The following is a 14,279-nucleotide window of genomic DNA, read 5'->3' as shown; positions in this document are numbered from 1 at the left end:
TGCCGGGAGGATCCAGCCCATAAGATGAAAACGTGCAAGACCTGCTGATCAGCTTAGGGCCCGCACTCAACCTCATAGGGTGGGTGGCGCTCATTGCCGCGGCCGGATTCTATGCCTTCGCCGTGGCCGAACGCCGCCGCGATGCGGAATGGAAGAGCACCGATTATCAGATTGCCGTGCTCGAGGGGCAGGAATGTCTGGTCTTCCATACTGCGGACGGCACGATTCGTAGCGAACTTCTGGTGCTCGAGCACCCACACGTTCCAGAGGGTGCGGCGCTGGTCTACTACCGCGAAGACAAAACCGGCTCTTGGCAGTTAGAAAAGCCGCGCTCACATGTGCGCTTTTTGTATTGGACGGCCGCGTCGCTGCTCGCCGGTTTTATCCTGAGCAAGGTACTTGGCGTCATCGCCCACTGGAACTAGGTCACGGTTCCAGGGCAAAGATCCTAGAAATGGGCTGCCTCGTGGAAAAAACCCACAGTTCGCTGACCATTTTCAGTGCATCATCTCGCCATGGCTGTTGGCCCTTCAGCATGGTTCTGACACCGGGCAGCACTCACAGCCATTCGCCGCGCAGGCATGCCATCTAGTTGCTGTCACCGGCAACGCTCGGGCGCTGGGCGAAGACCTGAGATGTGGGCAACCCATTGACGGGATCGCTGGGCGCCGGGCACAAAAACGGCCCGGGTATTTCGAAGGACACCGCACGATGTGCCGGTGACCCTCAAAACCCTCGGGCCGTTTGATAAATGGTGTTCGATTACTTCGCTGCGGTGAGCGAATCGACCCATTCTTGGTTCTCGGAGATCCACTGGTCAACGATCGGCTCGTAGTCCTGAGTTTCCTCGGCGCCGAACATGGCGTTCTCCAAGGAGAAGAGGTGCTTCTCGTCCATCTCGAAATCGTTCATCCAACCGGTGAGGGCGGGGAAGTCTTCCTTGAACGTCGAGCTACCGAAGGTATTCAGGCTCTCGGCAGCGCCCAATGCGCCCTTGGGATCCTTGAGGTCCTTGATGTTAAACGCGTCGTAGGCCCAGTGCGGACGCCACAGGGTCACCAGGATGTTGTCCCCGGCGGTGTCTGCCTTCTTCAACTCGGTCAGCATGGCCGGGGTGGACGAGGTCACGAAGTCCATTTTCTCCAACCCGTATTGTGGGATGGCACGTTCGTTCATGGCCGTGGTCAGGCCCGCACCCGGGTCGATACCCACAATGCGGTTCCCGAACATGTCTGCCTTCTCGGCAAGCTCGTCCAAAGAATCGATGTCGGCGTCCTTATTAACAGCGACGGTCAGCTTGGCGTTCTCGTTCCACGTTCCCAGCTTGACGATCTTGTCACCGTAGGTTTTCATCGGCTTGGCGTGGGTGTCCGGAAGCCAGACATCCATGGCCATGTCGAAATCTCCGGTGGAGAGCCCAGAGAAGACCGGTGCGACGTCTGCGCTGGTGAGCGTCACGTCGTAGCCCTTCTTTTCCAAAATGCGCTCCCACAGGTGGGACACGGCAAGGCCCTCGTCCCAGCCGGCGAAGACGCCGATGGTGACATCCTGCTTATCACCGTTGTCCGGACCGGCGGCAGCGCCGCCGCCGGAACCGCACGCGGTCAGTGCCAGCGTCGAGGCTGCTGCCACGGCGATTAGAGATGCGAGTTTTTTCCTCATGGTTCGTGCCTTTCTCGACGGCCCCATGTTGCAGGGCCGCTAATGGGGGAATGGTTACGCTGCGGAGTGCTGCTTGACCTTGCTCAGCGAAGCGGTGACGCGATCAAGGAAGATCGCCAGGATGACGACGGAGAGACCTGATTCCACGCCCAGCGGGGTGTTCAGGCCAGTCAGAGCCGCGTAGACGGCACCGCCAAGGCCCCCGCCGCCGACCATGCCGGCGATAACAACCATGGAGAGTGAAAGCATGATGATCTGGTTGATGCCGGCCATGATGGTGGGCATGGCCAGAGGGATCTGAATCTGACGCAGGATGCGCATCGGCGAGGCACCGAATGCTTGCCCTGCCTCTACCACTTCGCTATCCACGGAGCGGATGCCCAGCTCGGTGAAGCGGGCGCCCGGGGCCAGAGCAAAGATGATCGTGGCCACGATGCCCGGGACCGGGCCAACACCCAGCAGCAACAATGCCGGAATCAGGTAGACGAACGCCGGCATGGTCTGCAGGAAGTCCATGACTGGTTTGACGACCCTGGAGACGGCACTGGATTTAGCTGCGGCAATACCCAAAGGTACGGAGATGATGACAGCGACCATGGATGCTACGAGCACCAAGGCCAAGGTGTGCATGGCGTTTTCCCACTGGTTCATGCCGTAAATCACCAGGAACCCGATGGTGCTGCCCAGCGCTAGCTTCCAGCCCTTGAGCCAGAAAGCCAGAGCGGCCAGGACGACGATGACGGCCCAGAATGGAGGGGTCGTCAGGACCCAGTCGAGTCCTGCGTAGAACTGGGAAAAGAAGGCTTTAACACCGTCGAAGAAGGCACCGAGGTTTTCGATGACCCAGTCCAGGCCGCTTTCGGCCCACTTACCGACGGGAATCCTAAATAAGTCGTTAGCCATTAGAGAAGGCCTCCCTTTTCACCCGATGGGTCTGGGGCGAAAATTGCCGGTTGTTGGCTGCCGTCGTTGTTTCCCGCACTCTGTCCGGGTTCTACGATCTGGATGGCGTCGGTCGTTGAGGGGACATTGCCCAGGGCTGCCAGCAGGGTTGCGCGTGCAACCGCGCCGACCAGTCGGCCCTTCTCATCGACGACGGGCAGGGGAGTATTGCTTTCCACGGACCGGCCAAAGAGGTCGTTCAGCGCAGTTTCTGAGGAAACCGCGTCGTCGGCGCGTGTCAGAATTTCCGTCAGGTCCGAGTCGCCCCGGTCAATCAGTGCCATGACCTCACGGTCGGTGACGATTCCGCGGAAGTTGCGATTGCGGTCGATGACGAAGGAGCCGGAGGTCTGCTGTTCGCGCATGGTCAACAGGGCCGCGCGTGCGCCGCCATTAATGCTGACCACGGCACGCGGGTTCTCCATGACGCTTCCGGCCGTCAGTACGCGAGTGCGGTCCACATCGCGAACGAAGGATGCCACATACTCATTGGCAGGGTTCGTGAGGATTTCATCGGGCGTCCCGATTTGAACGATTTCACCGTCGCGCATCACCGCGATGCGGTCCCCAAGGAACATTGCCTCGTTCAAATCGTGCGTGATGAAAATGATCGTCTTGCCCAGATCCGCTTGCAGGGAGGCGAGCTGCTCCTGCATGTCGCGGCGGATCAATGGGTCAAGCGCGGAGAAAGCCTCGTCCATCAGCAGGATGTCGGTTTCCGAGCACAATGCCCGGGCCAACCCGACGCGCTGCTGCATACCGCCGGAGAGCTGTCCGGGGTACTTGTCGCCCCAACCGGTCAGTCCGACGGTTTCAAGCATTTTGGTGGCCTGCGCGGTGCGCTTCTTTTTGTCTACGCCCTGGATCTCGAGTGCGTAGGCAGCATTCTCCAGCACCGTGCGGTGCGGTAGGAGGGCGAAGTGCTGGAAGACCATCGAAACGCTCTTTTGCCGCACCTGACGCAGGCGCTTGCCGGAGATCTTGCTGATGTCGGTGTCGCCAACGTGAACCGAGCCACTGGTCATGGGCAGTAAACCGTTGAGCATACGGATCAAAGTCGATTTGCCTGAACCGGACAATCCCATAACAACGAAGATCTCGCCCGGCTTGACCTCAAAGGAGGCATCAATGACGGCCGCGGTGCCCAGCGCGGCGACATCTTTGCGTGATTTACCGTCCTTTAATGCCTTCAATGCTTCCTGTGGTTTGCGCCCAAATATCTTAAAGGCATTGGTGACACGTAGGGCCGATGAAGGCGGTCCTATTGTTGAATTCATGCGTCATTCCATCCACGTATTGCACGGGGTATCCGACAATACGATTTATTCATTCTTTTCACTTGACCGTTGCATTTGGCTGGCAGGCCTCGCGCAAACAGAAGAGAGCTGAGCCCTCCACGCTAACATCCCGTCGCGTGAACACGCCAATTTTTGGACGTTCGCCCGCTCTTACTCGACACTGTCTTGGCTCATTGAGTCCCGCCAATTTGCATCAAAATAGCAGTTGAAGCTTCACGAAATTCGCGTCAGGTAGAAATTCAATATTGGGTCGATTTTTGAGTGATCTACGGCTCAATCGGGGTGGTTGAATGCTGCGATTTGTAAATAGTATTCGCTCGCTAATTGATCATCTTTATAGCCTCGGCCGCGTTCCATTTGCGGATGGTCCGTGGATCGGGCAGGTCTTTGGCGGTTTGCTGGTTGGGTCCGGAGTCGAAAGCGCGCGATGATAGAAACACACGATTCTCATCTTTCAGCTCCAATGCCCATGGCGTTGTGGCGGTGAAACCCCCAGGAGGCACCCTCATGAGCGAGGCAATCAACATCGGTTCCGTCGACAGCATCGACGAAGGCGAAGCCATCGTCATTCCGTCCGAGGAGAACGGGACGAAGGAAGACATTGCGGTATTCCACGCGGAAGACGGCAATTTCTATGCCATCAATGACGAGTGCACCCACGAGACTGCGTCACTGGCGGATGGCTGGATCGAAGGTACAGAGGTTGAATGCCCGGTTCACGCCGCCAAGTTCTGCCTGAAGTCCGGCGAGGTGCTCTGCCTGCCGGCCACATTGGCTGCGCGCACCCACAAGATTGAGGTCAAGGACGGGGAGCTGCTGCTCTACCCTGAAACCCCTGTCGTCTAGGAGCGTCTGCGCTCCGCGGCGCAATGATGCCGCCGTCCCACACCCCAGATAGAGGGGTGTGGGACGGCGGCATCTTTTTTTAACCCGGTGGATTTGGCTCGACCTCGGAACGAGTCGGTATGTATGCCGGTGGGTGTGGCGTCACGACAGGGACTTCATTGAACGGTGTTCAATGAATGGGTGTACGGTGATTCCAGAAACTATTGAACAGTGTTCAGTTCCTCGTTGTGGGGTGCCGGGCACCGTGCCACACCGGAAGGCCATCGATCTCCATGACCACGAGCAAGGCAAACACGAACACCATTGACCGCGACCAGGAATCCGATCGAATTGGCGGGCAGGGAGTGCTCGATGCCACCGAACTCGCAGCACGGGTGTCCGCTGGGCACCGTCTCACCGCCACCGAGGCCCTCGCGGTCCTTGGCACTCCGGACGAAGCAACCTTTGCACTGATCGCTGCGGCCGGAACGCTGCGCCGCAAGCACTTCGGCAACTCCGTCAAGGTCAACTATCTGGTTAACCTGAAATCGGGTCTCTGCCCCGAGGACTGCACGTACTGCTCCCAGCGACTGGGATCCAAGGCCGAGATCCTGAAATATACCTGGCTGAAACCAGAGGAAGCTGTGCGTCAAGCGGGGCTGGGAGTCGCCGGCGGAGCATCGCGCGTCTGCATGGTCGCTTCCGGCAAGGGGCCCACAGATCGGGACGTGGACCGGGTGGCGACAATGGTCGAGCAGCTCAAGGACGAGAACCCGCAGATTGAAGTTTGCGCCTGCTTAGGGATACTCAAAGACGGACAGGCCGACCGGCTCAAGGCCGCCGGAGTCGATGCCTACAACCACAACCTGAACACCGCCGAGTCGCTCTACCCGGAGATCTGCTCGACCCACACCTTCGCCGAGCGCGTGGACACCGTCGGGCAGGCCAAGGATGCCGGGCTTTCCCCGTGCTCGGGACTCATTGTGGGAATGGGCGAAAGCCTCGAACAGCTCGTGGAGGCGGTCTTCGCACTCCGTGACCTGGACGCCGACTCGATCCCCGTGAACTTCCTGATGCCCTTCGACGGGACCCCGCTGGCCGGAACATGGAACCTGACCCCGATGGCGTGCCTGCGCATCCTTGCCTTAGTTCGCCTGGCATGCCCGGCCACCGAACTGCGTATGGCCGCCGGACGGGAAATACACCTGAGATCCCTGCAGTCCACGGCACTGGCTGTGGCCAATTCGCTGTTCCTTGGCGATTACCTCACTAGTGAGGGCCAAGACGCGCGGCGGGACCTGGAAATGATTTCGGATGCCGGCTACGTGGTGCTGGGCCGGGAGGACATCGACCCCGCCCAGCTGGCGGCGCGGCTGCGGCACCGGGCCGATGAGGCCCCGGCACAGCCCGAGGCCCCGGGGTGCGGCAGCGGCTGCGGCAGTGCGTGCGGCAGCGCCACCCAGGGCTGCGGCCCGGCCGGCGGACACGGCGAACCGGTGCTGCGCCGCCGCGGCGCCGGCACCCCTGAAAGCCCCAACGCGTGAGTTCCCCACCCCTCAGCCTGCTCACCCGGGACTCCGGGCTGCTCTGGCACCCCTACGCAACCCTGGATGCCGGGGCGCACTATGCGGTGGCAGCGGCCCGGGGTGTCAGGCTCTCGCTGACCGATGAAGCGGGCACCCACGAGGTCATCGACGGAATGTCCTCCTGGTGGTCAATGGTGCACGGGTACCGCCACCCGGTACTGGATGCCGCAGCACACGAGCAGATCGACACGTTTAGCCACGTCATGTTCGGCGGGCTGACGCATTCCCCGGCGGTGGAACTGGCAGAACGTCTCGTGGCCATGGCGCCCGGGGACCTGCAACACGTGTTCCTGGCCGACTCCGGTTCGATCTCCGTGGAGGTGGCGCTCAAGCTCGCTCTGCAGTACCAGCACGCCCGCGGGCACGGCACTCGGCAGCGCTTTTTGGCCCTGCGCGGCGGCTACCACGGGGACACCTTTGCGGCGATGGGCGTGTGCGATCCGGTAGACGGCATGCACGCCGCCTTTGCGCCGCTGGGCCGCGAACAGGTTTTCCTGCCACGCCCTCCGGCAGCCCGGCTCACCGCCGAGGGACAGTGGGAGTCCGACGCGACGGAGCTGGCCGCGTGGGAAGCGGCGGCCAGAAACATGGCCGCCACCCACGCGCCGGAACTGGCGGGCATCATCTGCGAACCCATCCTGCAGGGTGCCGGAGGCATGTACGTCTACGCGCCACGCGCGCTGCGCATCCTGCGCGAGATCGCCGACGAACACGACCTGCTGCTGATCGTTGACGAGATCGCCACCGGGTTCGGGCGCACGGGCACGCTCTTTGCCACCGAATGGGCGCAGGTTCAACCCGACATTATGTGCGTGGGCAAGGCGTTGACCGGCGGCTACCTTTCCCTGGCGGCCATGCTGTGCACCGCCGAGGTGGCCGGAGCGCTGGGAGATGCAGGCGAGGCATTGCTGCACGGGCCCACCTTTATGGGCAATCCGCTGGCCTGCGCCGTGGCCAATGCATCGTTGGAGCTGCTCACCGGTGGCGGTGACCCTCGCTCTTCCTCCGCTCCCTGGCGCGTCCAGGTTTCGGCGCTAGAATCCGGGCTGCGCGAAGCGCTGGCCCCGGCCCGTGCTCTGTCGTGCGTGAAGGAGGTTCGCGTACTCGGTGGCGTCGGCGTCATCCAGCTGTCCGAACCCGTGCGCGTGGCCGAGCTGAGCCAAGCCGCGGTACGCCGCGGGGCCTGGGTGCGGCCCTTCCGCGACCTGGTCTATGTCATGCCGCCCTACATCGCCAGCGCCGGGGACCTGTCGGTCCTGGGGGCCGCCCTGGTTGCGGCGGTGGGTCAAGTCCATGGAGACTAACCAGAGTTTTGCCGCGGAAACGGCACCGGCAGCACCGACGTCGCCGTGGGACCGGTGGCTGGGGGACCGGGCCCGGGTGCGGGCCGCCCGTGGGCTGCACCGCGTGGAGAGCTCCCGCGACCTGCTCATGGACCTGGCCTCAAACGACTACCTCGGGCTCAGCGGCCACCCGGGGGTGCGTGCCGCAGCCGCTGACGCCCTGCACCGCTACGGGGCAGGGGCCGCGGCCAGCCGCGTGGCCACCGGAACCCTGTCGGTGCATCGCGAGCTCGAGGCCGCTCTGTGCCGCTACACCGGCAGGCCCGCGGCGCTGGTCTATTCGAGCGGGTACACCGCGAACCTGGGTCTGCTGCAGGCACTCGGCGGACCGGGCAGCCTCTTTATCCTCGACGCCCACGCGCACGCCAGCCTGATCGACGGCGCCCGACTTTCCGGCGCCAGGGTGGCCACGGCCGTGCACAACGACCTCGCGGATCTTGAACGCCTGCTGGAGGAAAACCGTGACTCCGCCACCGGCGCCCCGCGCGTGGCAGTGGTCCTCGAATCGGTCTATTCGGTCCTGGGGGATGCCGCCCCGCTGGCCGCCGCAGCCGAACTTTGCGCCAGACACCAGGCATTGCTGGTCATCGACGAGGCCCACTCGCTGGCTGCAACGGCACAAGGCTCGGCGGTGCGCGCTGCAGGGCTCACCGATTGCTCCCATGTGTTGGCCACCGCCACGCTCTCTAAGGCCCTGGGTGCCCAGGGCGGTGCCGTGTTGCTGGGCGGCGGGCAGGCTCGCGCGCTGCGCGAGCACCTGGTCAACACCTCACGCACCTTCCTCTTCGACACCGCGTTGGCCCCGGCCGCCGCGGGAGCCGCGATCGCGGCGCTGGAACTGGCCGACGCCGAGCGCCTGTCCAGACTCGGGCGCAACGCGAGACTGGTCCACGACACACTGGCCGCCGATCCGCGGCTGCGCCCGCGCATCGAACAAGGGGCGGGCGCGGTGCATTCGGTCATGATGCCGGACGCAGCCTCGGCAGTACGGGCAGCCGCATCCCTGCGTGCCCGCGGCGTTGCCGTTGCCTGTTTCCGGCCGCCGAGCGTGCCCGACGGGGTGTCGCGGTTGCGGATCACCGCGCACGCCGACCACGAACCCGGGGCCCTGCTGGCCGCCCTGCACACCATTGCCCGGATAATCCTGGAGGAAGAATCATGAGTTGTCCTGTTGCCGCCACGCGCTCGCGGCTCGCCGAGCTGGCGCCGCTGGCCGGAACGCTGCCCGATGCCTACCCTGAACAGATCAACCGCCGCTACCGCAGCATTGAGGATCCCAGCTTGGTGCGCCGGATCCTGCTGCGCCCCGAGGACTTCACCCCGGCCAACGCCCTGGACACCGCCATCGATCTGGAACCTGCTGCCCTGCGCATCCTGGCCGCCCAAAGATTCTCCCTTCCGCCGGTGCTTGCAAGCGCCAGTGGATCCGAGCACCTGGCGGTGCGCCGGGTGGTGGCCAGGTTCTTCAGCCCCGCGAAGGTGGCAGCGCAGGCCAGGGTCATCAAGGAGCGGGTGGAAGGGATCTGCGCAGAGCTTGCGGAGCAATACCGCAGCGGCGAACACCTCGATCTGGCACACCATCTGGCAGCAGTGATCCCGCCGGAGGTCATGCAGCGGCTCACCGGGGTCCCGATTCCGCCCGCCGAAGAGCTGAAGCGTTGGAGCCAGGACTCGCTGGAACTCTTCTGGGGTTGGCCCGGCGCACAACGCCAGGTAGAACTTGCTGCAAGCGCCGCGCAATTCCATGCCTGGCTCGACACCTCAGTGGCCGAGGCCGTGGCCCGCGACGATTCGAACCTCTATGCCGCGTTGCACCACTGCGGGGTCGACTCGGCGAGGATCCGCTCGCTGGGCTACTTCCTGACCATTGCCGGGCAGGAAACCACCGCCATGCTCATCGCGACCGCGCTGCGAACCGCCCTGCACGAGGGCCGCTGGGCCCAGTGCACCGAAGCAGAATCCGCGGCGGATCTGGTGGGACAGGTGCTGGCGCAGGCCTCCTCGGTACCGACCTGGCGCCGCGAGGTCGCCGCTGACATCGAGCTGGACGGGGAACACTTTGCCAAAGGGGAGCAATTGGTGCTCATGCTCTCCGGCGGGGTCCTGGGGGAGGCGGGGGACGACTCGCTGGCCTTCGGTTTCGGGATTCACCGCTGCCTGGGCGCGGGGCTGGCACGGATGGAAACCGAGGTGGTGCTGCGTGCCGCGGCGCGGGCATTGCCGGGCCTCGAGCCGGCCGGTGAGGAACCCGACTGGATGCATCTCTTGTCATTCCAGGCACCCCGGACGGTGTGGACTTCCCTGGCCGTGGCGGGGGCAGCGGCATGATCATCGTGGTCACCGGGACCGACACCGACGTCGGTAAGACGGTTGTCACTGCAGCCCTGGCGGCTTGTGCCTTGGATACCGGGGCGCGGGTTGCCATCTACAAACCGACCCAAACCGGTGTGGAACCAGGGCACGGAGGGGATGTGCACTCGATCGGTCACTGGCTCGGCAACCCGCCGGCACTGAGTCTGGAGGAAGGCGCACGGCTGGCCGATCCCATGGCGCCGGTGGACGCCGCCCTGCATGCAGGTGGTTTTGCCGCAGCCGAGTCATTGCCCACCATGGCGGACCACGTGCGGCGCGTGCGGGAACTTGCTCTGGAGCACGGGGTCGTCATCGTCGAGGGTGCTGGCGGCCTGTTGGTGTCGCTGACGCTTGCGGGGGAAACCATTGCCGAGATGGCCAGCGCGCTTGGTGCGCGTTTGGTGGTGGTCACCCGTCCGGATCTGGGCACGTTGAACCACACGGCGCTGACCCTGGAAGCAGCGGTCTCACGTGGCTTTGCCGACGGCGTATTGGTGCTCGGAGGCTTCCCGGCCGAGCCCACCGCCCTTCACAAGCGGAACCGGGCCAACCTGCGCGAGCTGGCGGAGCGGAACCGGTGGACCTGGGTGCCCGGACCTCCGGCGGCAGCCGTCGCGGCGGCGGAGCAGGAAACGACACAGCGGATCCTGCACGCGGCAGGCCGGAAACTGGCCCCGGTGTTCGATGACCGGCCGACCCTTGCCCATGCTGCCACCAGCCCAGGCGCAGCGGGGTAGGTTCCGCACGCAGGGCAGGCAATGCGGGGTACAAGCAGGCACGGTCCGTGCATCCGCTTGACCGGGTGCAGGGACCGTGCCTGTCGTTGTTGTTTGTTTGCGCGGCGAAACTACAATGCCAGGGCCGAGTCCTGCGGCTTGGCCCGAGAATGGTCGGTTGCGCTACCCATGGAGTCGAGGATGGCCGCCAGCGTGGCAGGACCGTGCTGGTGTAGGCAGGCCCCGGCCACGAAGCGGTCCGGGCGCAGGAAGATCATCTGTGTGGGGCGCTCGTTGAACCACTTCTTGAACGCGCCGGTGTGATCTCCAAGGACCAAAACATCCTTGTCCATGTGTTCCGTGGCCCAGGCTCGCTGGGTTTCCGGAACAATGGCCACCAGCTTGGCGCCGAGTGCCTCCAGTGCCTTGATGGAGTGTGCGGGCAATACATCCTTGGGGTCATTGCCCCAGACCAGCACCGTCCACCAGTTACCAATGACATCATCAAGTCGCTGATTTTCGCCGTGAACCGAGTTCACTCGCGGCTGGGGGAACTGCACACCAACGGGGGAGACCTTGTTGTTGGCAGTGAGTACCGGAATCAACTTGCTGGTGAGCTTGGCCGCGGCGCTGCCCGAGGTCTGTGTGGTGGGATCGGCCAGAACACCGGAGGTGTAGCGCGGCATCGGCTTGAAGCGCATATCGGAGAAGTAGCTCTTGGCCGAGGGGAAGAGGTTGAGTACCGAGGAGGCGGCATCCCGGGCCGCTACTGCAAACGGGTTGGTGAGCTTGATGACCGATCCCAGGGTCATGGACAAATCGACCATCGCCTTGGCGTGGTCCTTGCGCTCGGAGGTGAAGGTATCAAGGATTTCCTCATCGGCGGTGCCGGTCAGCACGCTGGTGAGCTTCCAGCCCAGGTTGGTGGCGTCGCGCATTCCCGAGTTCCAGCCCTGGCCCATCCATACCGGCATCAGGTGCGCGGCATCCCCGGCAATCAGCTGGCGGCCCTTGCGGAAGGAACCTGCCACGCGACCGTGGTGGGTGAAGACGCGGCGGCGGATGTAGGAGAGATTATGTGGGTCAGGAACGTGGTCCTTGAGCATCTCGGCGACCCAAGCCTCCGAGGTGACTACCGATTCGTCCTCACCGTCGTGCAGCATGAACTCCCAGCGGCGGACCGCGTGGGGCAGGCCGATGGAGACATAGGGGCGCTTGGGGTCGGCGCCCAGAAAGACGTTCGGGGTGCCCAACGGGTCGTTATCAACATCAACGACCAGCCAGCGGGTGGAGGGGGAGTCACCCTCAAAGCTCACGCCCATGCGCTTGCGGGTCGGGGACTTGCCGCCCTCGCAGCCCACCAGATATTGCGCCGAAAAACGAGCCTCGGATTCGGTGCCGTCGGCGTTGGTGATGCGGGCGATGGCGGTGACGCCGGAGGCGTCCTCGATGACGTCTTCCACCAGGTGGCCGAAGTGCACGTTGATGCTTGAGTACTGGGCCAGACCTTCATACAGCGCCTTGTCGACCTCTGGCTGGATGAAGGCGTGCTTGCGGTCCCAGCCGAATTCCTGGGTCTGCGGGTTGTTGATCATGATGGTCTTGCCCGAGCCGTTAACCAGGCGCATGATGTGCTGCGGGGCGGTGTGTGGCAGGACGGTATCAACCAAACCAACGGTCTGGATGGTGCGCAGCGACTCGTCATCAAGGCCCACGCCGCGCGGGTAATCGATGAGCTCGTCGCGAGCTTCGAGCACCGTGACACTGCGGCCATACATGCCCAGGATGTTTGCGAGCATCAGTCCGGCGGGGCCGGCTCCGATGATGAGGACTTCACTGTCCGTATTGCTGTTCATAGCCACATTCACCTTATCTGTGCAAATAGTGCACAAATACTGCGTTATGTGCACAAGTCTTTGACCTAGTTCACCAGCTATTGTGACCCAGGTCAAAGCTCGTGTGCCATTGTTTGGCACACGAGGGTGAATTACCTCAGCGCCGACTCCAGCTCCCGGGCAGCACGCTGCAGGACATCAATCGCCGAGGTGGCCTGTTCGCTGCGAACGGTAATCAAGTTCAGGCAGGCGGAGACCTGGCAGATGTCGCGATTTAACGGGACGGCCAGGCCGTGCATGTCAGGTTCCACCTCGCCAAAGGTCTGCGCGTAACCGTTGGTGCGGGCCGAGCTGACCCGCGGATCCTCACCGGGGTGTGCCGGTTCGCTGGCCAGTACCGCATGCCCAGCGGCACCCAACCCCAACGGGTGCCGGGACGCCTCGGTAAAGGAGACGTGGTAAACGCCAGAGGTTGGCGCCATGACTCGCAAGGCGATGGCTTCGTTGCCCTCGCGCACGATCAACGCGAGCGTTGCGCCCAACTCATCGGCGTAGCGCCGCAACAACGGCTCGGCCGCGGCCAGCAGCGAATGGTAGGCGGAGGCCGAAAGGGAAAGCAGACCCGCGGCGCCGCGATAGCGGCCATCTGCCCCGCGGTGCAGCAGCTGCGCATCGCAGAGTGTGTTCAGTAACCGGTAGGCTCCGGTGCGATGGATGCCCGCGTGCTCGGCGACCTCGTTGATACCCACCCCGGCGGGGGTGCTCGCCACCAGACGCAATACCTCAAGGCCGCGGGCCAGGGTTTGGGATCCGGAGGTGCGTGAGGCTACTGGGGTCGACGCGATTGTTGGCTCGTTCACGTTCTTGATCATGGCACAGAGACGCGCTCAGGCGACGGTAATGACGATTTTGCCGTTCGTTTCGCCGGCCATCAAGGCAGCGAAGCCCTCATGGATAACATGCGCAGCATCGCGACCATTTCGTGGCGGGTGGATCCGGTGGACCCCAAGACGTGCAGCTGCTGGTAGAAAATGCGGCCCATGTCCTCCTCCGGGCCGGTGCCGGGGGTGGTTCCGGCGATCACGATGGTTCCGCCCGGTCGCAGGCAGCGAAGCAAATGCGCCCAAGTTGCCTCACCCACTGTCTCTATCACCAGATTCACTCCAGGCAGGCCAGCGGGTCGTTGGGGTTTTGGGCGTGGGCGACGGCTGCAAGCCTGGTGAGTGTTTTTCCGATGGATCTGGATGCATGTGGAGCGACCACGTTTCGAATTGTGACGGCCGAATATTCGGCCGCGGCGTGGCCCAGGAGGTGAGTCTGTGAGAGGACTCTGTCCTATGCGTGCCACAGCGAAGAGTGTGTGTGCGGGGGTCTGGCGCGGGCGGTAGGGGGTGAGGCCGGAGGTGATGCGACAACCCGCAGCCGAGGGACCGGTCCCGCTGCCTTGATAGTGGCTTCTTCGCTGTGTGAACGGTTCGCTGAGCGGGGATTGGCCAGCTGCGCCGCGATGTTAATGGGCGCGATCGGTGCACCGGCCGGCGTCTCGACGAGGCCATCGTGGAGAGCTTAGTTCGGATGAAGGTGCTTGCACTGGCCGGTTCGCTACGGCGCGGAAAGAGGACTTGGTCCAACAGCGAGTTTCACATATACACAGGTCAATGAAACATTATCGAAATATTCGATACCTACGCTGAGGTCATCGTCGCAGAGTTTACCGGCC

13 protein-coding genes are annotated in these 14,279 nt (G+C 63.5%); 7 read left to right on the top strand and 6 right to left on the bottom strand.

The annotated features are described in order from the left end of the window. The first annotated feature begins 32 nt into the window (after nucleotides 1–32). A complete protein-coding gene (locus tag HED64_RS02485) occupies nucleotides 33–425 on the top strand; it encodes a hypothetical protein (RefSeq protein WP_168150510.1) in 393 nt (130 codons plus the stop codon). A gap of 337 nt (nucleotides 426–762) precedes the next feature. On the opposite strand, the gene HED64_RS02480 is transcribed toward HED64_RS02485, so the two are convergent. From HED64_RS02480 to HED64_RS02470, 3 genes are read right to left on the bottom strand one after another with little or no spacing between them, the layout of a single operon-like run. Then, nucleotides 763–1,662: a glycine betaine ABC transporter substrate-binding protein gene (locus tag HED64_RS02480; protein ID WP_168150509.1), complete on the bottom strand. Its 900-nt coding sequence runs from the start codon at nucleotides 1,660–1,662 to the stop codon at nucleotides 763–765. A 54-nt stretch (nucleotides 1,663–1,716) separates the two neighbouring features. Beyond that, nucleotides 1,717–2,565, bottom strand: a complete 849-nt coding sequence (locus HED64_RS02475; protein ID WP_168150508.1) for an ABC transporter permease — start codon at nucleotides 2,563–2,565, stop codon at nucleotides 1,717–1,719. After that, complete coding sequence (locus tag HED64_RS02470; protein WP_168150507.1) at nucleotides 2,565–3,881, bottom strand: quaternary amine ABC transporter ATP-binding protein; 1,317 nt, start codon at nucleotides 3,879–3,881, stop codon at nucleotides 2,565–2,567. Before HED64_RS02470 ends, HED64_RS02475 begins: the two co-directional genes overlap by 1 nt. Before the next feature lie 528 nt (nucleotides 3,882–4,409). On the opposite strand from HED64_RS02470, the gene HED64_RS02465 reads away from it, so the two are divergent. The 6 genes from HED64_RS02465 to bioD all read left to right on the top strand — a co-directional run bounded on the left by HED64_RS02465 (nucleotide 4,410) and on the right by bioD (nucleotide 10,745). Further along, nucleotides 4,410–4,748: a non-heme iron oxygenase ferredoxin subunit gene (locus HED64_RS02465; protein WP_168150506.1), complete on the top strand. Its 339-nt coding sequence runs from the start codon at nucleotides 4,410–4,412 to the stop codon at nucleotides 4,746–4,748. A gap of 272 nt (nucleotides 4,749–5,020) precedes the next feature. Further along, entirely contained in the window at nucleotides 5,021–6,271 is a 1,251-nt protein-coding gene (gene bioB / locus HED64_RS02460) for a biotin synthase BioB (protein WP_168150505.1), read from the top strand. Continuing rightward, on the top strand, nucleotides 6,268–7,617 hold the full coding sequence (gene bioA / locus HED64_RS02455; RefSeq protein WP_168150504.1) for an adenosylmethionine--8-amino-7-oxononanoate transaminase: 1,350 nt from the start codon (nucleotides 6,268–6,270) through the stop codon (nucleotides 7,615–7,617). Before bioB ends, bioA begins: the two co-directional genes overlap by 4 nt. After that, nucleotides 7,607–8,818 carry an aminotransferase class I/II-fold pyridoxal phosphate-dependent enzyme gene (locus HED64_RS02450; RefSeq protein WP_168150503.1) on the top strand — a complete coding sequence of 404 codons (1,212 nt, stop codon included), beginning with the start codon at nucleotides 7,607–7,609 and terminating at the stop codon, nucleotides 8,816–8,818. The genes bioA and HED64_RS02450 overlap by 11 nt, the downstream gene beginning before the upstream one ends. Next, complete coding sequence (locus tag HED64_RS02445; RefSeq protein ID WP_168150502.1) at nucleotides 8,815–9,984, top strand: cytochrome P450; 1,170 nt, start codon at nucleotides 8,815–8,817, stop codon at nucleotides 9,982–9,984. Before HED64_RS02450 ends, HED64_RS02445 begins: the two co-directional genes overlap by 4 nt. Further along, nucleotides 9,981–10,745: a dethiobiotin synthase gene (gene bioD, locus HED64_RS02440; protein WP_168150501.1), complete on the top strand. Its 765-nt coding sequence runs from the start codon at nucleotides 9,981–9,983 to the stop codon at nucleotides 10,743–10,745. Before HED64_RS02445 ends, bioD begins: the two co-directional genes overlap by 4 nt. Before the next feature lie 110 nt (nucleotides 10,746–10,855). Here the strand turns inward: bioD and mhpA are convergent, their stop codons facing one another. The 3 genes from mhpA to HED64_RS02425 form a co-directional block, all read right to left on the bottom strand. Then, nucleotides 10,856–12,580: a bifunctional 3-(3-hydroxy-phenyl)propionate/3-hydroxycinnamic acid hydroxylase MhpA gene (mhpA, locus tag HED64_RS02435; protein WP_168150500.1), complete on the bottom strand. Its 1,725-nt coding sequence runs from the start codon at nucleotides 12,578–12,580 to the stop codon at nucleotides 10,856–10,858. A gap of 131 nt (nucleotides 12,581–12,711) precedes the next feature. Further along, the gene (locus HED64_RS02430) at nucleotides 12,712–13,419 is read right to left on the bottom strand and encodes an IclR family transcriptional regulator (protein ID WP_342590631.1); all 708 of its coding nucleotides are present in this window, start codon (nucleotides 13,417–13,419) and stop codon (nucleotides 12,712–12,714) included. A gap of 71 nt (nucleotides 13,420–13,490) precedes the next feature. Then, the gene (locus HED64_RS02425; protein ID WP_210149164.1) at nucleotides 13,491–13,700 is read right to left on the bottom strand and encodes a zinc-binding dehydrogenase; all 210 of its coding nucleotides are present in this window, start codon (nucleotides 13,698–13,700) and stop codon (nucleotides 13,491–13,493) included. Nucleotides 13,701–14,279 lie beyond the last annotated feature (579 nt).

It is taken from the genome of Paeniglutamicibacter terrestris (assembly GCF_012271785.1).
In the GTDB taxonomy this organism is placed as follows: domain Bacteria; phylum Actinomycetota; class Actinomycetes; order Actinomycetales; family Micrococcaceae; genus Paeniglutamicibacter; species Paeniglutamicibacter terrestris.
The sequence above is the reverse complement of the archived record's forward strand: the minus strand, read 5'-3'. Positions and strand labels throughout refer to the sequence as shown.